Here is a 19,627-nt window from a genome sequence, read left to right as displayed (position 1 = left end):
GACGGCCTCACCGTAGCTAAAAACTCAGCTCCAACTGCCTATTTCCCGTTGGTTTTCTTGATCAAATCCACCTCGTCCTGGTGGTAGGGCGTGCCGTCTTTGTGGAACACTTCGTGGAACCACTCGCCGGGCTCTGAGCCGTCGGCGATGGGCACGTCCCATTGGTACTTGGTGTTGGTTTTGCCGTCCACCAGGCCCCAGTTGATGGCGGCCACGTTGTACTTTTTCAGCAGGGGCATGATGTTGACGAAGCGCGAGTTGCGGGGCCGGGCCATGTACTCGGTGCAGATGAGCGGGCGACCGTGGGAGGCCAGCAGGGCAATGATGCGCTCATGGGATGGCACCTCATCGTAGCAGTGGTAGGTGATGACGTCGGAGTGCAGGGCCTGGAAGGCGTTCAGGGGCCCGTAGCTGGGGTCCCAGTTCCAGAGGCCGGCGCTCAGGGGCTGGTCGGGGCGCACGGCGGCGGCCCAGGCAAACACGTTGCGCAGCAGCGGCAGCGAGGCCAGGCCTTTGCCCGAGTTGCCGGGCTCGTTGTACAAGTCCCAGAGCACGACGCGCTTATCGTGGGCGAAGCTCGTGAGCACGTCTGTCACGTAGGGCCGCAACGTCACGAAAGTGGCCGAGTCGCGCGAGGCCGGGTCGCCGGGGTCCTGCATCCAGCCCGAGTTGTGCACGCCGGGCTTGGGCGCGGGCTGGGGCCCCGCCTTGGGGTCCTTGTTCCAGCAGTCGTCAAAAAACACGAGAATGGTGCCAATGTGGTGCTTATCGGCCAGGGCGAGGTAGTCGTTCACACGCTTTTTGAAGCCGGCCGGGTCCTGCTTCCACGCCAGGCTGTGTAAAAACACGCGCATGGTGTTGAAGCCGATACCCTCGGCCCAGCCCAGCTCTTTGTCAATGGTTTGCGGGTCGAAGGTGGCTGCCTGCCACATTTCGAGCTGGTTGATGGCCGTGCTGGGCGTGAAGTTGGCGCCCGACATCCAGGGGCGGGCGCGGTACCAGGCATTGGCTTTTCCGGCCGGCCATCGGGCGCTTTGGCCCGTGGCCGCAGCGGCGCCGGGGCCCTTGGTTTTGGTTTTGACTTTTTGGGCGTGGGCCCCCGGCGCGCCGAGCAACGCCACGAGCAAGAGCAAGAACGAAATTTTTTTCATGCGAAAAAATTAGGAAAGAAATTGGGTATTAGGGTGTTGAAAAAGGAGCGTTACTCGCCCGACGGCACGGCCTGGGGCGTGGCCAGCGCGGCCGGGGCCCCAAAATTGGGCGTGCCGTCGGGGTTCCAGCCGAAGCGCTGGGCCCGGGTGCTGCGCCCCTCGCATTTGCCGTCGGCGGCCGCCTTGGCGTGGTAAATAATCCAGCTCTCGCGCCCGTCGGGCGAGGTGGTGAAGCCGTTGTGGCCGGTGCCCCACACGCCGTTTCCGGCCGATGGGTGAAAGACCGGCTGCGGCGCTTTCGTCCACGAATCGGCCCGCAGCGGGTCGGCGCCGGGGCGGGCCGTGAGCATGCCCAGGCAATAGTTGTCGTCCCAGCAAGCGCTGGCCGAGTATACTACGAACAGCTGCCCCTTGCGGCCCGCCAAAAACTCGGGGCCCTCCAGAATCTGGCGGCCGCCGCCTTTTTCCCAGGCGTAGGTGGGCTGGGCGATAATGGTTTCTTGGGCGGCGTCCAGCGTCCAGGGGTTGGCCATAGGCGCGATGGCCAGCACGCTCTGGGGCCCCACATAGGCCGAGTACAGGAAGTAGTGCCGCCCCTGGTGCTCAAACACCGAGCCGTCGAGGCCCGAATAGCGGGTGTTGATTTTGCCCTTGTCCACCCACGTGCCGGCGGTGGGGTCGGGGCCGGCGTTTTCCAGCACGAATATGTAGCGTGTCTGGTCGCTGAAATTAGCCTTATCCGTGGCGGTGTAGTAGAGGTACCACTTGTCGGCGAGGAAGTGTAGCTCCGGGGCCCAGATTTCGTAGGAATTGGGCCCCGCGGCGGGCGGCGTCCATACCACCGCGCCGGGCGCGTCTTTTATTCCTTCAAGGGTTTTCGACTTCCACAGCGTGAGGTTTTTTCCCATCGTGTTGGTGTAGTAGTAATAGCCGCCGTGGCGGACAACCCACGGGTCGGGACCGTTCGCCTTCAGCGGGTTGGTGAAGGTGCGGCCGGCCGCGGGGCCCTGGGCTCGGGCCCCCGGCAGGGCCCCGAGCAGCACCAGGAAAAGCAGGATTTTACGACGAAGCACGGGCAGGGGCGAGGGGAATAAGAAGCTGATTAGGGAACGACGGGCAGGGCTACCACGCGCAGCTTGGTGCAGCCGTAGGGCAGGAAGGTGAGCGTTTCGGTGGCCGCGTCCACGGGCCCCTTGTACACGCCATCGCGGGGCGTGACGGGCTGCGGGGCCACGCCCGCGCTGAGCTGCCACGCCGGAATGCGCCGGCCGGTGGTGGTGATGGTGACGGGGGCGTTGGCGGCGTTCCAGTAGAAGCCGTTAGTATTGGTAGCCAAGGTTTTAGATATCACCGAGGTGTGGCCGGCCGGGTCGTCGACCACGGCCCGGGGCAGGCCGTAGTTCCACGGGCTCAGGGGCAGGATGGTGAAGTAGCGGCCTTCTTCGGGCAGGCTGCTTTCCTGCCACTGCTCCTGTATTTTGAGGGCGTACACCAGGGGCCCCCGCTCCAGGGTGCGCGAGTTGCGGGCCCAGTTGCTGGTGCGCACCGCCATGGGCAGGCGCAGCGTGAGGCGGTCGTGGGGCCGCCAGGTGCGGGCCACGGTAATGATTTGCCCGCCCCAGTCGGTGCGCAGCGGCTGGCCGTTGAGCAGCACAATGGCCTCGGCGCACCACGCCGGCAGCCGCAGCGCCAACGGGAAGGCGGTGGGTTTTTTAAGCTCGACCACGAAGTCCACTTGGTCGCCGAACGGGTAGGCCGTTTCCTCGCGGATGGTCACCGGCACAGTACCATTTACGGTGGTAACCAAGGTATTGGGCGCGTATTCGAGGGCGGCAACGCCCTGGGCCGGGGTGGCGTACCAGAGGTGGGTGGCGAACTTCGCCCAGCCCTGGTGCATGTTGGCGGTGCAGCAGGTGTAGCCGGCGTAGGGCCCAAACACGTTGTTCATGCCGTGGTCGAAGGGCAGCGTGAAGTCGAGCACGCCGCGGGCCACCTGCACTTGGTTGGCCACTTGGAAGTACTGGCGGTCGGTATAATCGTCGGTAGTTTGGGCGGGCAGCGCGTTGTAGGCAATGCGCTCCAAGGCGTCGAGGTAGGCGATTTCGCCGGTCAGCGCGGCGGCTTGCTCCAGCGAAAACATGGTTTCGACGATGGCACACAGCTCCGTACCCTGGGTGGGTAGGTTGCCGTGCAAGTCCTCGTCGGCCGAAAACATGCCGTGCGGCAGGCCGTGCAGCGTCATCAAATCGTGCCAGCCGGTGCGCAAAGCCTGGTTATACTGCGGGTCGGCGGGGTGGGCCTGGGCGTATACCACGGGCAGCTTCAGGCCCATGGCCACGTTCACGCCGTGGCGGTCCATCCAGTGGGCCCCGGTCTGGTTGGCGGCGGCGTCCATTACCCAGTCGCGCCCGCCGAGGTAGGCCGTCCAGGGCGTGGTTTGCTGGTAAAGTAGCTCGCCCAGTTCCAGCAAAAAGGGCGCGCCCGTTTGGCGGTACAACCAATACACCACCAGTAGGTTGTCGCCGCCGCGGGTGGTGCTCCATTCACTCCACTGGCCCAGGGGCGTGGTCTTCAAGTTTTGCAGCTGGTACTGAAAGTAGCGCGTCATGAAGGGCAGCACCCGCGCGTCGTGGGTGGCCTGATAATGTTGCTGCAACACCTTGAGCATCACCATGCGCGGCCACCAGTCTTCGCCCTGGGGCCCAGCGGCCACTGACGCGCCCCCGGCCCGCTCGGCCTTGGTAAGGGCCCCAAAATAGCCCGACGGCCGCTGATGCGCCAGCGACCAGTTCACGTAACGCTGCACCTTGGCCAACAAGGCCTTATCGTGCAGCAAATGCGCTACGGGCAGGGCCCCATCGAGCCAGTACGGAGTTTCTTCCCAGCCGTCGCCGGCCCCGCCGAGCCAGCCGTTGTCGTCGCGCAGCTTGGGGTAAGTTTCGTCGAGGTGGCCGGTGGTGTGGTCGCGCATGGCTTCCAGCTGCCGCCGCAGCCAGCCGTCGGGCCGGATGGCTCCCGGGGCCAGTTCCTGGTACGCCAGCGGGGCCAGGGGGGGAGGCGGCGGCACTGCCCGGGCGGCGGGACTCAGCAGGGCTAAGGCCAACGCGCCCCGGATGCCGCGCCGGAATGATCTTAAGCAAACGTTAGTCATGAACTGATACAAAAAGAGCAAAAAGTAACACTCCAGCGCTTGCTAAAAACATCGTTGGCGTTATCTTCCGCAAGGTATAAGTTATTCATTGTTTTGTGCAAACGTTTGCATCTATATTTGAAAAATACCTACATTCGCTGGCATTAGCAGGGCCCGTGGTTGGCCGCGCAGTTGCGCCTTGCGTCAATATTTAGCCTACGCCATGCCCGTTACCGATTCTCGCCGCACTTTCTTGCGCATGGCCGCCGTGGCCGGCGGCCTGCTGGCCCTGCTGCCCACGCGCAACGCCCGCGCCGCCGCCCGCACCTACACCAACCCCGTGGTGCCGCGCAACTTTCCCGATCCCGCCGTGCTCCAGCACCAAGGCCTGTACTACGCCTTCGGTACCACTGGGCAGGGGCGCACGGCCGACGGGCGGATTTTCAGCGTGTTGGTTTCCAGTAATTTGGTGGATTGGCGCGACGCCGGCGGGGCCCTGGCGCCGCCGGCCGGCAGCGACGGCCTTGACTTTTGGGCCCCCGAAGTGGTGTTGCACGATGGTACGTTTTACATGTACTACTCGCGGGGCGGCGGGGCCATTGCCGCCACCGTGGGCCACCGCTTACATGTGGCCACCAGCGCGTTGCCCCAGGGCCCCTACACCGAAGTGGCGGCGCTCGACGTGCCCGGCAGCCAGTTCACCATCGACGCCCACCCGTTCCGCGACGACGACGGGCAGTGGTACTTGTTCTACGCCCGCGACTTTATCGACTCGGACGACGGCTATTTCCCCGGCACCGGCCTGGCCGTGGATCGCCTGGTTACCATGACCCGGCTGGCCCAGCAGCCGCGTACGGTGCTGCGCGCCCGCCACCCCTGGACGATTTTCGAGGCCAACCGCCGGATGCCGCTCTACGATAACCGGGTATTTGCCCAGTGGCATACGCTGGAGGGACCCTGCGTGCGCCGCCACCAGGGCAAGTACTACTGCTTTTACAGTGGGGCCAACTTCCTGACTGATCGCTACGGCGTGGATTTTTGCGTGGCTGATAGCATCCTGGGGCCCTACTCGGAGGCCGGTGGCGGGGCCGGCGCGCGGGTGCTGCACGCGGTGCCGGGCCACGTGCGGGGCCCCGGCCACCACTCGCACGCCGTGGGCCCCGACGGCCAAACTGAGTACCTGGTGTACCACGCCTGGAACCCGCAAATGACGGAGCGCCAGCTGTGTATCGATAAATTAATATGGACGGCCCAGGGGCCCCGCTGCCTGGGGCCCACCTACTTGCCGCAGCCACTACCGGGCTAGGTGCGAAGTGCCACGGGGCCCCAGTCGGATTGCATAAATTTTGCGCGGATATTTGCGCAGCGGTTTTCGCTGCTCATCCCCTAAAATCCTCTGCCTCGTGGTTTCCAAGCGCGCTTCCATTACCGACATGGCCACGGCCCTGAGCGTGTCGGTGTCCACCATTTCGCGTGCCCTGAGCAACCACCCTAGCATTAGTGACGCCACCAAAAAGCGCGTTAACAAGCTCGCCAAGGAACTCAACTACCACCCCAACCACTTGGCGGCGGGCTTGCGCAAGGGCCGCAGCAACATGCTGGGCGTGCTGGTGCCGCATATCGACGGCCACTTTTTCACGATGGTGGTGAAGGGCATCGAAACCGTGGCCACCAAGGCGGGCTTCAACATCCTTATCTGCCAGTCGAACGAGGACGTGGCCCATGAGCGCAAAAATATCGAAACCCTCATCAACGCCCAGGTGGAGGGTATTTTGGTGTCGCTGGCGCGCACCACGCGCGACTTCAAGCACTTCGATAAGGCCGCCAAGCGCGACCTGCCGCTGGTGTTTTTCGACCGTATTCTGGAGGGGCGCGACGTGAACGCCGTGCTGCTCGACGACCGCGAGGGCGCCTACCAGAGCACCCGGCACCTGCTGAGCCAGGGCTGCCGGCGCATCGCTCATTTCGCGGGCCCCCAGCACCTGAACATCTACAAAAACCGCCGCCAGGGCTACCTCGACGCCCTGCGCGAGTACGACGTGCCCTTCGATGAGGCCCTGGTGCACACCTGCGACATGCGCCTGGAGGACGGCATCCAGGGCATGGAGCTACTGCTGAAGCTGCCCGTGCGGCCCGACGCCGTATTTTCGGCCAGCGACATTACGGCCGTGGGGGCCCTGCAAGTGCTGCGCCGCCAGGGCCTGCGCGTGCCCGACGACGTGGCCCTGGCCGGCTTCAGCAACGAGCTGTTCTCCTCGTTTATCGAGCCCATGCTGACCACCGTGGACCAGCGCTGCGAGCAAATGGGCCAGGCCGCCGCGCGCTTACTGCTCGAAATACTGGGCGAAAAGCGCCAGAACGTGTCGCCGCGCCGGGTGCTGCTCCAGCCCGATTTGCTGGTGCGCGCCTCCTCGTTGCGCCTGGGCTAAGAGGCTATCCAATTAGGCGGTCATACTTACCTGTCAGCCGCTTATCGAAGCATCTCTACCGCTCACCGGATCAGTTGTTTAACGACGCAGCAGAGATGCTTCGACAAGCGGCTGCCAGACAAGCATGACGTTGGGAGAATTCTATTTTGGATAGATTCTTAGCGCCGGTCCGGGGCCCCGAGCAGGGCCTAGGGGCGGAAATTGGGGCGTTGAAGAAGGAAAAAAGTATCGGCGGCGTCTCTTCGTTAGAGGGCGCATTAAGAATCGGTGAATTTACGCACACTCTTGCCCGGGCTGCTGGGGCTGGTAGCGTTGGTGCTGCGCAACACCCGCGCCAACCAGCTGCGTCCGGCCGCCGGCGAAACCTGCCTGTTTCCGGCGCTGCGTACCAACCTGCGGGCCCTGGGCTCGGACGCTAACTACCGCCTTGCACAGTTCCATCCCGCCGCTACCTGTGCGCTGTCCGCGGGGGCAATATGCTGGCCTCCTGGCTTTAAGGCAATTTTGTTTTGGGCCAGGCCGCTCCCTACTCTGACCTGCCGGCCATCGGCTGGAACAAGTAGAGCGTGACCGGGCGGGGCTATATCCAGGGCCGTTTCCAGGGCCCCAGCATGGTGTACGGCGAGGCCGAGTATTGCTTCAACCCCACCCGCTCGCGGGTGCTGGGCGGCGTGGTGTTTGCCAACGGGCAGCCGGCCAGGGCCCCCGCCACCGGCTATGGGCGCATTGCGCCGGCTGGGGTACTGGCATCCGGCTGTACCTGAGTAAGAAAGCGAATACTTGCCTTGGGGGTAGACTATACCTGGGGCGTGCAGGGCCCGCAGGGTGTATTTTCAACCTGAGCGACGTGTTTTGAGGGGCCCCGGGGCGGCCGCGCTCTGGGGGACCTGCAACCCTTTGGCTGCCCGCGGGGCTCGTGGTAGCACCACGTCCTTTCCTAATTCCCATGCAACCACTCGCTACCCTCGCGCTGGGCGCCGCCCTGCTGGCCAGCGCCGCCCCGGCTCCGGCCCAAACTACGTTTCGCCTCGGCTTGCGCGGGGGCCTAAACCGCGCCTTGGCGACAACGGATCCGGCCAGCAACCGTTCGAACCTGCCGGCGAGCGAAGCGCAAAACGATAAGTCGGCCCTGCTGGCCTGGCAGGCCGGCGTGGCCTTCGAAGCCTGCTTCGGGAAGGTAGCGTTGCAGCCGGCGCTGGTGTTCTCGCAGAAAGGCAACAAGTTCCATAACACCAGCTACGCGGGCGGCGTGGCGGGCTACACCTCCCAGGAAACCACCGGCACCACCCGCACCAATTGGCTGGAGCTGCCGCTGAACGTGGTGTACACGCTGCACGGCGACCACGGCCTGCAAGTGTTTGCGGGGCCCTACGTGGCCGTGGCCGTGGGCGGCCGGCAAACCGGCACTTCCGTGGCATACCTGGGTCCGGCTGCCTTCACTGTGCCGGTATATTTTGACGACCGGGTAGCCTACGGCCCCGGCACCGCCAACCGCCGCCTCGACGCGGGCGTGAACTTCGGCGTGGGCTACCGCCTGGGGCCCCTGCAAGTGCAGCTGGGCTACGGCCTGGGCCTGCGTAACCTGTACCAGGCCCCTGAACTGCTTATCTCGCCGGGCACGACCAACTATAACTACAGCCGCCGCTTCGGCGACGAGGTGGCTTACCACCGCGTGGCGCAACTCACGGGTACATACTTCTTTAATCTGTAGCCCGGCGCTGGCTTTAGGATTTTGGGCAGCGTACCAAAACCGGTGTGGGGTTGGCGCAGCACGTGCCGGCAATGCCGTAGCCACTGTGCCTTTGCTGCCGCCCTAGTAGCGCGGGCGGCTCACCGGGCAGATAAGGGCCCCAACTAGGCCAGTGCGAACGTGCTGGTCTGGCTGAGGGCCCTGGGCGTAGCGGCGCGGGGCCCGGTTGCCCGCCCGGTAGCTAGGCCACCGGGCGGGGTTGTTTTTATAACCTATCCGAATAGGCTTCTCGTAACGTCATGCTTATCTGGCGTCCGCTTGTCGAAGCAACTCTACCGCTCACTGAATCAATCTCTCAACAACGCAGCAGAGATGCTTCGACAAGCGGCTGCCAGACAAGCATGACGTTGGGAGAATTCTATTTTGGATAGATTCTTAGCGCCGGTCCGGGGCCCCGAGCAGGGCCTAGGGGCGGAAATTAGGGCGTTGAAGAAGATAAAAAAGTATCGGCGGTGTCCCTTCGTTAGAGGACGCATCAAGAACCGATGAATTTACGCACGCTCTTGCCCGGGCTGCTGGGGCTGGTGGCGCCGGCTTACGACCCTTTGCCAAGCCCGACAGTCGATTTTGATGATAAGATTTCCTACGGCCCCGGTGCCAATAGCCGGCGCTTCGATGCGGGCGTGAACTTCGGCGTTGGCTACCGGCAGGGGCCCCTGCAAGTGCAACTTGGTTACGGCCTAGGATTGCGCAACTCGCACCAAGGCAACGGTACGGTCTTTTACGGGCATAACTTCAATGCTGATGCTGCCTACAACCGCGTGGCGCAACTTACGGGCACGTATTTTTTTAGCTTGTAGCCCAGCGCTGAATTTAGAAGCCGTTTGAGTTAACGTCAGAACCGGGGGTAGAAACGCATCCTTGCGTCTCCGGCTTGAACGACTTGTCCAAACATCGTTCAACTCGGAGACGCAAGGATGCGTTTCTACCCCCCGTTCCAGGAGCCAAAAGAGTAAGTCAAACAGCTTCTTGGAATTTTGGGCAGCACTCCGAAATCGGCGCGGGGTAGCTTTTTAGCAAAATCTAATTGTGTACAATCAAACATTATGCAACCGAACGCCGTTTATTTGGCCGAACCCTATGGAAACGCTCCCCATCGCCGCCGCTGATAACTCCTTGCTGAAGCTGGAAAGCCAGCTGTGCTTTCCGTTCTACGCCGTGTCGCGGCAGCTCACCAAGGCCTACCAGCCCTACTTGCAGGCGCTGGGCCTCACCTACCCGCAGTACCTCGTGTTTCTACTGCTTTGGGAGCGCCAGGAGCTGACGGTGAAGGAGCTGGGCGGAAATCTCCTGCTCGATTCGGGCACGCTCACGCCCCTGCTCAAGCGCATGGAGCAGCGGCAGTGGCTCAGCCGCCGCCGCGACCCGCGCGACGAGCGCTCGGTCATCATCGGGCTGCTGCCCGCGGGCCGGGCCCTGGAGGCGCAGGCCGGCAGCATCCCCACCCAAATGCTCGCCAAGCTCCACATGTCGTCCGCCGAAGTAGGGGCCCTGCGCGTGCACCTCACCCACATTCTGGCCCAGCTAGCCTAAGCCGCTGGGTTCCTTATACCGTTGCTTATGAATACTAAAACCATTTTGCTGGCCAGCCGCCCCGTGGGCGTGCCCACGGCCGCGCAGTTCCAGTTCGAAACCCGCGCAGTGCCCGCGTCCGCCGCGGGCCAGGTGCTGCTCAAAACCCTGTATGTATCCGTCGACCCCTACATGCGCGGCCGCATGAGCGCCGCCAAGTCGTACGTCGCGCCCTTCGCGGTGGGCGAGCCAATTTCGGGCGGCGTGGTGGCCGAAGTGGTGGAAAGCCACGGCGCGCAGCTGCCCGTGGGCAGCGTGGTGGTGGGTAACCTGCCCTGGCAGGAGTACAGCGTGGCCGATGCCAGCGCCGTGCAGCGCGTGCCCGCCGACCAGGCCCCCGCCAGCTACTTCCTGGGGCTGCTGGGCATGCCGGGCCTCACAGCCTACTTCGGCCTGCTCGACATTTGCCAGCCCAAGGCCGGTGAAACAGTGGTGGTGTCGGGCGCGGCCGGGGCCGTGGGTTCGATAGTAGGCCAGTTGGCTAAAATCCAGGGCTGCCGCGTGGTGGGCACGGCCGGCTCCGACGAGAAGGTGGCGTACCTGAAAGAGCTGGGCTTCGATGAGGCCATTAACTACAAAACCACGTCCGACCTGGCCGGGGCCCTGGCCGCCGCCGCGCCCAACGGCGTGGACTGCTACTTCGACAACGTGGGCGGCGCCATCACCGATGCCGTGTACGACCTGCTGAACAAGCACGCCCGCATTGCCTTGTGCGGCCAGATTTCGACCTACAACGCCACCGAAGCCCCAGTAGGCCCCCGGCCCGAGGGCAAGCTCCTCAAAACCAGCAGCAAGCTCCAAGGCTTCATCGTGAGCGATTACCACGCGCGTTGGCCCGAGGGTGTCAAAAAGCTCACCGAGTGGTACGCCGCAGGCCAGCTGAAGGGCGAGGAGACCGTAACTGAGGGCTTCGACCAGATTCCGGCCGCGTTCCTGGGCTTGTTCCAGGGCGAAAACACCGGCAAAGCCGTGGTGAAAGTAGCCTAACCCGGCGCCCCTTATTCTCTTGATTATGAGTACTGAAACCCAAGATATCATCGCCGTGGCCGCCGAGTGGCGCGCCCAGCCCGGCCACGAAGCCACCGTGCGCCAGCTGATGCTGCAAGCCGCTGCTGCCGTGCGCCAGCACGAGCCGGGCAACCTGCTCTACATCGCCCACCAGGACGCCGCCGACCCGGCCCGCTTCTTCTTCTACGAGCAATACGCCAACCAAGCGGCCCTCGAAGCCCACCGTGACTCGGCGCACTACCAGAACCTGGTGGTGGGCCAGATTATGCCGCTACTGGCCGAGCGCAAGGTTACCTTTTACAAGTTGCTGGCCTAAAGCCTGTTGCCAAACCGGTCGGGCCCGCCACGGGTTGGCCCGACCGGTTTTATTTCCACTTCACCCCTAATAAACAGGATTATGAAAATCGCCATGATTTTGACCTCGCACGACGAGCTGGGCACCACGGGCAAAAAAACTGGCTTCTGGCTGGAAGAATTTGCCGCGCCCTATTACGTGTTCAAGGATGCCGGCATTGACCTCACGCTGGCCTCGCCCAAAGGTGGCCAGCCGCCCCTCGACCCCAAAAGCGACGAGCCCGGGGCCCAAACCGAAGCTACCAAGCGCTTCAAGCAAGACGCCGCCGCCCAGCAAGCCCTGGCCCACACCGTGCCGCTGGATACCATCAAAGCCGCCGATTTTGACGCCGTGTTTTACCCCGGCGGCCACGGCCCGCTCTGGGACCTGGCCGAAGATCCAAAATCCATCGCCCTGATCGAAACTGCTTACGCCGCCGGCAAACCGGTAGCACTGGTGTGCCACGCTCCCGGCGTGCTCCGCCACGTGAAGGCCCCCAATGGCGACCTGCTCGTGAAAGGCAAGGCCGTAACCGGCTTCACCAATACTGAGGAGGCAGCAGTGCACCTGACCGACGTAGTGCCTTTCCTGGTGGAAGACATGCTGAAAAACGCCGGCGGTACCTACTCCAAAGGCGCCGACTGGGGCCCCTACATTGTAACCGCCGGTAACCTCATCACGGGCCAAAACCCGGCCTCGTCGGAGTCTGCCGCTAAGGAGCTTCTCAAGCAACTAAGCAAGTAGCCCCCGGCTAAGCAAGTAGCCCCCGGCTCCTCCAGACATAAAGCCGCCCCAGGAACTCTTGTAATGAGGGGCCCCGGGGCGGCTTTGTGTTTGCGGCTGGTTTGACGACATGCCAGCGCAGCTTGGCGGTACAGCCGTTTCCGCCCTACAGTGGGCGTAGCAGGGCGCGGCAGGGGGCCCCGTCGGCGCCCACGATGGCCAGGGGCAGGCAAAGCAGCTCGTAATCGCCGGGCTCCACGTCGCCCAATGCCAGGGCTTCGATGACGGTGATGTTGTAGTCGAGCAGGGCGTGGTGGGTGTAGGCGCCGCCTACTGAGAGGTAGTCTACGCCGACGCAGACGACGCCGCGCTGCTGGAGGAACTGCGCGGCGGGGAAGTCCAGCTTCACGAAGTCGGGGTTGAAGGGCTGGTGCGTCCAGTCGGCGTCCGAGTTGCGGGTGCGGAAGAGGATGCGCTGGCCGGGCTGCGGGTCGATGGGCTCTACTTCGGCCAGCGTGATGAGCCGGGGGTCGTGGATGCGCACCACGCGGCAGGGCCCCAGCAGCGTATTCAGGTCGAGCGTCGTCACGTCGGGCCCGTCCTTGATGAAGTGGCGCGGCGCATCGACGTGGGTGGCCGTGTGCACGCTCATGCTGATTTCGCTCACGTTGGCCGGGTCGCCGTAGGCAAACGAGCGGGTGAGGCGTAGGTGCACCGGAGCGTTGTCGGGCCAGTGCACCATTTCGCCGGAAATGGGCGTGGTGATGTCGAGGTAGTTCATGTTTTGAGAATTTGTGCAGGCCGTCACGCTGAGCGCAGCCGAAGCATCTCTACTGCGGCAGTAAAATGATTACTCAGGGGGAGAGGAGAGATGCTTCGGCTGCGCTCAGCATGACGGCCTGGATTGCAAAGGAGAAAGAATGTTACTACTTGCCCCGGGGCTGCAATAGCTTGGCCACGAGGCCCGTCCAGCCGGTTTGGTGGCTGGCGCCGAGGCCCTGGCCGGTGTCGCCGTGGAAGTATTCGTGGAAGAGCAGGTAGTCCTTGAAGTGGGGGTCGGTTTGCTGCTGCGCATCGGCGCCGAAGCAGGGGCGCTGGCCGTTTTCGCCGCGCAAAAACAGGCCGGTGAGCCGCGCGGTGAGCTGCTCAGCAATGGCCAGCAGCGTGCTGTACTGGCCGCTGCCGGTGGGAAATTCCACCTTGAAATCGTCGCCGTAGTAGTGGTGGAAGCGCTGCAACCCCTCAATGAGCATGTAGTTGACCGGAAACCACACGGGGCCCCGCCAGTTGGAGTTGCCGCCGTAGAGGCTGGTGGTGGATTCGCTGGGCTCGTAGTCCACCGTGAACGACTTACCGTCGGTGCGGAACACGTAGGGATGGTCCAAGTGGTACTTGGACAGGGCGCGCACGCCGTGGGCAGACAGGAACTCGGCCTCGTCGAGCATGCGGCGCAGCAGGGCCTTGAGGCGGTGGCCGCGCAGCAGCGAGAGCAAGTGGCGGTCGCCCTTACCCGGCTCCTGCCAGCGGCTCACGAGGCCCGCCAGGTCGGGCCGGTTGGCCAAAATCCAATTCATGCGGGCCAGGAATTGCGGGGCGTTGCACAGCAGCTCGTCGTCGAGCACTTCCACCGCAAACAGCGGCACCAGGCCCACCATCGAGCGCACCTTGAGCGGGGTGCGGCCCTGGGGCGATTTCAGCACGTCGTAGTAAAACTCGTCCTCCTCGTCCCACATGTCGATGTCGTGGGGCCCAAAGCCGGTCATGGCCTGGGCAATGGCCAGGAAATGCTCGAAGTATTTGCCGGCCAGGTCCTCGTATACGGGGTTGGTTTGGGCCAGCTCCAGCGCCATGCGCATCAGGTTCAGCGCGTAGAGGGCCATCCAGGCCGTGCCGTCGGCCTGCTCGATGTACACGCCGGGGGGCATCGGGGCCGAGCGGTCGAACACGCCGATGTTGTCGAGCCCCAGAAAGCCGCCCTCAAAAATGTTGCGCCCGGCCGTGTCTTTGCGGTTCACCCACCACGTGAAATTCAGCAGCAGGCGGTGGAAAACGGTTTCCAGAAACGCCACGTCGCCGGGGCCCCCGCACTGCTTCTGGTCCATTTTAAACACCCGGAACGTGGCCCAGGCGTGCACCGGCGGGTTCACATCACCAAACTGCCACTCGTAGGCCGGTAGCTGGCCGTTGGCGTGCATGTAGCGGTCGTGGCACAGCAGCCGGAGTTGGCTTTTGGCAAACTCGGGGTCCACCAGCGCCAGCGGCACGGCGTGGAAAGCCAGGTCCCAGGCCGCGTACCAGGGGTACTCCCAGTTGTCGGGCATCGAGATGATGTCGTGGTTGCGCACGTGCAGCCAGTCGGCGTTGCGCCCCTCCAGGCGGCTGGCGGGCGGGGCGGGCAGGGTAGGGTCGCCGGCCAGCCAGCGGCGCACGTCGTAGTCGTAGAACTGCTTGTTCCACAGCATCCCGGCCAGAGCCTGGCGCTGCACGGCGCGGGCGTCGGCGCCGGCCAGGTCGCATTGCAGGGCCCCGTAAAAGGCGTCGGCTTCCTGCCGGCGCTGGGCCACCAGCGCGTCAAAGTCGGCAAACGGCGTGGCTAAATCGTTAGGGCCCAGGCGCAGGCGCAGGGTCTGGCTCTCGCCCGCTTCAATGGTGAGGACGTAGTGCGCGGCGGCCTTGGTGCCGCCGCGGTCGGCGTTCACGGCGGCGGCGTGGCCGCCCACCACGCACTCGTTCAGGCCGTCTTTGAAGAACTTGGCACCCGGCCGGGGTGCGGCCCGGTAGAGGCGGGGCGCGTTGGTTTCGTTGTCGCAAAACAGCAGCGCGGGGGCCCCGTCGGCGTGCAGGGCCAGGCCGGGCAGGTCGCGGTGCTCCACCGCGATGCAGCCGTCGTCGGTGGCGCGCAGGTCGGGGTAGTAGTCATCGTCGCCCCAGGCCCAGGTGTTGCGGAACCAGAGCGTGGGCAGCACGTGCAGCGGCGCCGCCTGGGGCCCTCGGTTATGCGCTGTAATGGTAATCAGCACGTCCTGGGGACCCGCCTTGGCGTATTCGATGAAGATGTCGAAGTATTTGTCCTCCCGGAACACGGCCGTATCGGCCAGCTCAAACTCGGGGTCGTCGCGGGTGCGCTTGGCGTTTTGCTGCACCAGCCAGTCGTACGGAAACGCGTGCTGCGGGTACTTGTACAGCATTCGCATGTAGCTGTGGGTGGGCGTGTTGTCGAGGTAGTAGTACAGCTCCTTCACGTCCTCGCCGTGGTTGCCCTCGGGCCCACTCAGCCCAAACAGCCGCTCCTTGAGGATGGGGTCCTGCCCGTTCCAGAATGCGGGCGCGAAGCACAGCAGCTGCTGGTCGTCGGAGATGCCGCCCAGGCCATCCTCGCCCCAGCGGTAGGTATAGGAGCGAGCCATGTCGTGGGTGGTGAAGTTCCAGGGCTCGCCGGCGGCGGAGTAGTCCTCGCGCACTGTGCCCCACTGCCGCTCGGCCAGGTAGGGCCCGAAGGTGCGCCAGGGCCCCACGTCGCGCAGGCGTTCGTGTTCAGCAGTCATGCTAAAAATGTGAAAATATGGGAATGTGGGAATGTGAAAATGTGCGGATGCGGATGCCGGTAAAGGTGAGGCTGCCAATAATTAGCAGGCAGAGAAATACGCGTACACAGCCAGCGCATTTTCACATTTCCACATCCCCACATTCTAAAAAATCAGCCGCCGGTGGCGAAGCCGGGGTAGAGCGTCATGCCGCCGTCCATGAAAATGGTTTGGCCGGTGATGTAGTCGGCCTCGTCGGAGCAGAGCCAGGCGGCGAGGCCCCCAATGTCCTCCACCACGCCCACCCGGTCGTAGGGGATGAGCTTGAGCAGGGCGGTTTCGGCCTCGGGCGTGTCCCAGGCGCTGGTGTTGATGGGCGTTTTGATGGCGCCCGGCCCGATGCTGTTCACCCGGATTTTGTGGGGCGCCAGCTCCTGGGCGGTGCTTTTCATGAGCTGCATGATGCCGCCCTTGCTGGTGGCGTAGTTCACGTGGCCGGCCCACGGAATGACCTCGTGCACGCTGCTGGTGTGCAGAATGACGCCCGTGGCGCGGGCAATTTCGGGCTGGGGCCCCCGGCGCAGAAACTCGCGGGCCGCCTCGCGCGAGCACAAAAACTGCCCGGTCAGGTTCACGTCAATCACGCGCTGCCACTGGGCCAGCGTCATGTCCACAAACGCCGCATCTTGCTGCTGGCCCGAGTTATTCACCAAAATGTGTAGCGTGCCGCACTGCTGGATGATGTGGGCGAACATGGCCTGCACCTCGTCCTCCTTACTCACATCGGCCGGGATGGCGAAAGCCTTTCCGCCGGCATCGGTGATGGACTTGACCACGGCATCGGCCTTGGCGGAGGGCCCCCCGTGGTAGTTGACGAATACGGTGGCGCCGTCGGCGGCCATTTGCCGGGCGATGCCCGTGCCGATGCCCGAGCTGCCGCCCGTGACGAGGGCGATGCGGTTTTGTAAGCGCATGAGGAGGAGAGGCTAGTGGAAGCGAATGGCTTTCCCCACAAACGAGCCCGGGGCCCCCAGGGTTGAGTGAAAAACGGGTGAAACGGCTGGTATAAAACCGATTACGACTTTACATATTGCAGAGGTAACACCTTGGATGTTAGAGTGCCAGTACCACGCTGCCGGCCACAATGAGGCCCGCGCCCAGGGCCGTGCGCCAGCTCAAACTTTCCCCCAGAAACACCACCGCCAGCCCAATGGCCAGCGCTACGCTCAGCTTGTCGATGGGGGCCACCTTGCTCACGGGCCCCAGCTTCAGGGCCCGGAAGTAGCACAGCCAAGAGGCCCCCGTGGCCAGCCCCGACAGCCCCAAAAATAGCCACGTGCGCCCGCTCATACCGGGCAGCCCGGCCGTGGCCCCGCGCCCAATGGCGATGCCCCAGGCCAGGATGAGAATCACCACCGTGCGAATCGCTGTGGCCAAATCCGAATCGACATCCTTGATGCCAACCTTGGCAAAAATGGCGGTGAGGGCCGCAAACACGGCCGATAAAAGGGCGAACGGGAGCCAAGGTGCCATAAGGTTTTGGTAGGAATGGATGAGAAAGCTTAGCGCTGGAAACGCATACGCGCATTTCGCCTCGTCCGTCCAGAAGCTGTTTGAATTGGTAAAAAGGCGGTCATGCTGAGCTTGTCGAAGCATCTCTCCCGCTGAGTAAATCAATCGTGCAACGACGTGGGAGAGATGCTTCGGCTACGCTCAGCATGACCGCCTTTTTACCAATTCAACGGCCGCTCAGCCGTTATTCACGCACTCAGCTTTATTTTACTGCTATGAAAAAACTCCTTTTCCTGAGCGCGTGCCTGTTGGCCCTTGCCACGCGCCCTGCCGCCGCCCAAACTCCTAGCCCGGATCTTGTGGTGGTGCGGATGCTTGACAATGGCGCTTCAGTGCAGTTGGTGGTTACCCGGGGCGAGGGCAAAAGTGAGAAAATAGAATTTCCGAGTGGAAGGACAAATAAACGCTTGGTTGCTTCTGGCGAGGGCTATTACAAGGTGCTGAGTGCCTTGTACCGCGAAGGGTATGTGCTGCAAAGCACTTTCTCCACCCAACAGGGCTATACCACGCTGGTGCTGGGCAAAAAGCCCTAGGGCCCCCGTGGAGCCCCATAAGAAAAATCCCGCCCCCAATGCAGCAAAACGCGCCGTTTTGCTGTTAGCAAGGCATGTCCTCCCTTCCCGCCGACCCCGCCTTTCGCCGGCCCGACCTGCTGCGCCTCGACTACGACACCTACCGGGCCTTGCCGGCTATTGCCAACTCCGACCTCTCGCGCCTGCGCGACGCCCTCGACGGCCGCCCCCCGCGCACCGATGGCGGCAACGGCAGCAACTCCGGGGCCCTGAGCTTCGGCACCGCTTTCCACACCGCTCTGCTCGAACCCACTGATTACCAACCCGGCCAGCCTGGCCTGAACGATACGCTGGTCTGGTGGCTGGTGGAAGGCGTGAAACTCAACACCGAGCTGAACCGCTTGCTCGAAGCCGGCACGCCCGAGCCCAGCGTACTCTTCACCGAGCCCCAAACCGGCACCCTCTGCAAGCTTCGCGCCGACCTGGTGGTGGACGCCCCCGGCTTGCCCTACACCGTCGTCGACTTCAAAACCACCAACGCCCGCGATGCCGACCACTTCCGCTGGCAGTGCTCGGCCTACGACTACGACCGCCAGGCCGCCTTCTATACCGACGCCCTGGGCGCCGAGCGGTTCCTGCTGGTGGGCGTGCAAAAATCCGAGCCCTTCGGCGTCTTCCCCCTCGAAGTAACCGACCAGATGCTTGCCGAAGGCCGCGAGAAATACCACCGCCTACTCCGCCTGCTGCGGGCCCCCGCCACCGCGCCCGCCTACCGAGCCGAGGCCGTGCAAGCCGCCGTAGAGTCCTTGGGCCTCAGCGGCGAAGAGTAGCGTGGACGCTGCGCGTCCGCGCAGTTGAACGGTCGCTGAAGGATCTGTAGCGCGGACTACAAAGTCCGCGCTACATTTTTACACAGTCTCAAGGCCCTCGGCGGCTAGTTCGCGCAGGATTTCGCGCAGGCCGGCGGTTTCGTGCAGCTGGCGGGCCACTTGCTGCACGTATTCGGCCTCGGCGCGCAGGTCGCGCTTGATTTGGCGCAGCTCGATTTCGCGCTTCTTGCCGGTTCTGGTGCCCAGGCCGTCGGGGCCGTATTGCAGGGCGTTGAGTTGGTTTTTGAGGTCGATTTGCTGGCGGTGCAGGGCTTGGGTGTACTCGATGAGCACGTCGGCATCGGCCGCGTCGGCGTGGGCTGAGTCTGCCATCAGCTGCAGCAAGGCGTAGAGGTCGCCGGTTTCGTAGGCTGACGTTATTTCCTGCATCAGCTCCGTTTTGGCGCGCTGCTGGGTGGGGTCGCGCTCCAGGTCGGGGTGATGGGTGCGGGCGAGCTGGCGGTACACAGTTTTGGCGCTGGTTTGCAGACGCTGCTGGTCGGCGCGAGCAGCCAGAGTGGTGGCCTCGGCCAGGCGCTGCGTCCGGGCCTGCTGGCGCGCCTCGGCCGCCTGCTCCTGGGCCGACGGCGGCGGGGTGGGGGCCCCGGCGGGAGCTTCGGCCGGGGCCCCCGCGGGACGCGGCGGGGCGTACTTGGCCACCATCGCCGCCTCGTCTTCGCCAAACCGCGCGATGAGTGTCCCGGCGTTGCCCACGATAAACTGAGCAATCTGCTCCTCCTCCAGGCGGCTGAAGTAGGGCGTCAGCAGGGCCCCTTCCAGTGGCATGTACAGGGCCCGGCGGGCGGCCACCACGGCGGCGGCGGCGGGGCCCACCTGCTTCCAATACCGCTGGCGGGCCGTGGCGCGGGCCTCTTGCTCTGCCTGCACCTGTGCCCGCAGCCCCTCCAGCGCCAGCAGCGCCCGCCGAAACGCGGCCTGGGCCAGGCTCCCCGGCGCGCAGGCCTCGGCAAGGGTGACGGGCACGCGCACCGGCGCGGGCAGGATGGGGGAGGAAGCGGAGGCGGTAAGTTTTTTCATGGCAACGGCAGCGGG

19 protein-coding genes are annotated in these 19,627 nt (G+C 64.1%); 11 read left to right on the top strand and 8 right to left on the bottom strand.

What is annotated here, in order from left to right:
- Positions 1-38: 38 nt before the first annotated feature.
- Genes DDQ68_RS07955 through DDQ68_RS07945 form a run of 3 tightly spaced genes read right to left on the bottom strand, consistent with a single transcriptional unit; the run spans position 39 to position 4,302 of the window.
- On the bottom strand, positions 39-1,151 hold the full coding sequence (locus DDQ68_RS07955) for a glycoside hydrolase 5 family protein (RefSeq protein ID WP_109655818.1): 1,113 nt from the start codon (positions 1,149-1,151) through the stop codon (positions 39-41).
- 50 nt (positions 1,152-1,201) lie between these two features.
- Positions 1,202-2,224 carry a glycoside hydrolase family 43 protein gene (locus tag DDQ68_RS07950; protein WP_211320245.1) on the bottom strand — a complete coding sequence of 341 codons (1,023 nt, stop codon included), beginning with the start codon at positions 2,222-2,224 and terminating at the stop codon, positions 1,202-1,204.
- 29 nt (positions 2,225-2,253) lie between these two features.
- Entirely contained in the window at positions 2,254-4,302 is a 2,049-nt protein-coding gene (locus tag DDQ68_RS07945) for a beta-L-arabinofuranosidase domain-containing protein (protein ID WP_109655817.1), read from the bottom strand.
- A 202-nt stretch (positions 4,303-4,504) separates the two neighbouring features.
- Between DDQ68_RS07945 and DDQ68_RS07940 the strand changes: the two genes are divergently transcribed.
- The 9 genes from DDQ68_RS07940 to DDQ68_RS07905 all read left to right on the top strand — a co-directional run bounded on the left by DDQ68_RS07940 (position 4,505) and on the right by DDQ68_RS07905 (position 12,118).
- A complete protein-coding gene (locus DDQ68_RS07940) occupies positions 4,505-5,587 on the top strand; it encodes a glycoside hydrolase family 43 protein (RefSeq protein ID WP_109655816.1) in 1,083 nt (360 codons plus the stop codon).
- 97 nt (positions 5,588-5,684) lie between these two features.
- Positions 5,685-6,710 (top strand): LacI family DNA-binding transcriptional regulator, encoded by a 1,026-nt coding sequence (locus DDQ68_RS07935; protein ID WP_162549934.1) that lies wholly within the window; start codon positions 5,685-5,687, stop codon positions 6,708-6,710.
- Between the two features lie 566 nt (positions 6,711-7,276).
- Entirely contained in the window at positions 7,277-7,474 is a 198-nt protein-coding gene (locus DDQ68_RS22690) for a hypothetical protein (RefSeq protein ID WP_162549933.1), read from the top strand.
- A gap of 182 nt (positions 7,475-7,656) precedes the next feature.
- The gene (locus DDQ68_RS07930; RefSeq protein ID WP_109655814.1) at positions 7,657-8,421 is read left to right on the top strand and encodes an outer membrane beta-barrel protein; all 765 of its coding nucleotides are present in this window, start codon (positions 7,657-7,659) and stop codon (positions 8,419-8,421) included.
- 524 nt (positions 8,422-8,945) lie between these two features.
- Positions 8,946-9,260: a hypothetical protein gene (locus DDQ68_RS07925; RefSeq protein WP_109655813.1), complete on the top strand. Its 315-nt coding sequence runs from the start codon at positions 8,946-8,948 to the stop codon at positions 9,258-9,260.
- A 280-nt stretch (positions 9,261-9,540) separates the two neighbouring features.
- Positions 9,541-9,993 (top strand): MarR family winged helix-turn-helix transcriptional regulator, encoded by a 453-nt coding sequence (locus tag DDQ68_RS07920; RefSeq protein WP_109655812.1) that lies wholly within the window; start codon positions 9,541-9,543, stop codon positions 9,991-9,993.
- Between the two features lie 27 nt (positions 9,994-10,020).
- A complete protein-coding gene (locus DDQ68_RS07915) occupies positions 10,021-11,019 on the top strand; it encodes an NADP-dependent oxidoreductase (RefSeq protein WP_109655811.1) in 999 nt (332 codons plus the stop codon).
- A gap of 25 nt (positions 11,020-11,044) precedes the next feature.
- On the top strand, positions 11,045-11,356 hold the full coding sequence (locus DDQ68_RS07910) for a putative quinol monooxygenase (RefSeq protein WP_109655810.1): 312 nt from the start codon (positions 11,045-11,047) through the stop codon (positions 11,354-11,356).
- A gap of 81 nt (positions 11,357-11,437) precedes the next feature.
- On the top strand, positions 11,438-12,118 hold the full coding sequence (locus DDQ68_RS07905; RefSeq protein WP_109655809.1) for a type 1 glutamine amidotransferase domain-containing protein: 681 nt from the start codon (positions 11,438-11,440) through the stop codon (positions 12,116-12,118).
- Between the two features lie 145 nt (positions 12,119-12,263).
- Here the strand turns inward: DDQ68_RS07905 and DDQ68_RS07900 are convergent, their stop codons facing one another.
- The 4 genes from DDQ68_RS07900 to DDQ68_RS07885 all read right to left on the bottom strand — a co-directional run bounded on the left by DDQ68_RS07900 (position 12,264) and on the right by DDQ68_RS07885 (position 17,154).
- Positions 12,264-12,878: a cyclase family protein gene (locus tag DDQ68_RS07900; RefSeq protein ID WP_109655808.1), complete on the bottom strand. Its 615-nt coding sequence runs from the start codon at positions 12,876-12,878 to the stop codon at positions 12,264-12,266.
- Between the two features lie 145 nt (positions 12,879-13,023).
- Positions 13,024-15,642 carry an MGH1-like glycoside hydrolase domain-containing protein gene (locus DDQ68_RS07895; RefSeq protein WP_109655807.1) on the bottom strand — a complete coding sequence of 873 codons (2,619 nt, stop codon included), beginning with the start codon at positions 15,640-15,642 and terminating at the stop codon, positions 13,024-13,026.
- Between the two features lie 152 nt (positions 15,643-15,794).
- The gene (locus DDQ68_RS07890; RefSeq protein WP_109655806.1) at positions 15,795-16,595 is read right to left on the bottom strand and encodes a glucose 1-dehydrogenase; all 801 of its coding nucleotides are present in this window, start codon (positions 16,593-16,595) and stop codon (positions 15,795-15,797) included.
- Positions 16,596-16,734: 139 nt separating this feature from the next.
- The gene (locus DDQ68_RS07885; RefSeq protein WP_109655805.1) at positions 16,735-17,154 is read right to left on the bottom strand and encodes an EamA family transporter; all 420 of its coding nucleotides are present in this window, start codon (positions 17,152-17,154) and stop codon (positions 16,735-16,737) included.
- 254 nt (positions 17,155-17,408) lie between these two features.
- Between DDQ68_RS07885 and DDQ68_RS22685 the strand changes: the two genes are divergently transcribed.
- Positions 17,409-17,726, top strand: a complete 318-nt coding sequence (locus tag DDQ68_RS22685; protein ID WP_162549932.1) for a hypothetical protein — start codon at positions 17,409-17,411, stop codon at positions 17,724-17,726.
- A 74-nt stretch (positions 17,727-17,800) separates the two neighbouring features.
- The gene (locus DDQ68_RS07880; protein WP_109655804.1) at positions 17,801-18,535 is read left to right on the top strand and encodes a PD-(D/E)XK nuclease-like domain-containing protein; all 735 of its coding nucleotides are present in this window, start codon (positions 17,801-17,803) and stop codon (positions 18,533-18,535) included.
- 78 nt (positions 18,536-18,613) lie between these two features.
- Here DDQ68_RS07880 and DDQ68_RS07875 read toward each other — a convergent pair whose 3' ends face one another.
- Positions 18,614-19,612: a J domain-containing protein gene (locus DDQ68_RS07875; RefSeq protein WP_109655803.1), complete on the bottom strand. Its 999-nt coding sequence runs from the start codon at positions 19,610-19,612 to the stop codon at positions 18,614-18,616.
- Positions 19,613-19,627 lie beyond the last annotated feature (15 nt).

Source organism: Hymenobacter nivis (assembly GCF_003149515.1).
In the GTDB taxonomy this organism is placed as follows: Bacteria; Bacteroidota; Bacteroidia; order Cytophagales; family Hymenobacteraceae; genus Hymenobacter; species Hymenobacter nivis.
The sequence above is the reverse complement of the archived record's forward strand: the minus strand, read 5'-3'. Positions and strand labels throughout refer to the sequence as shown.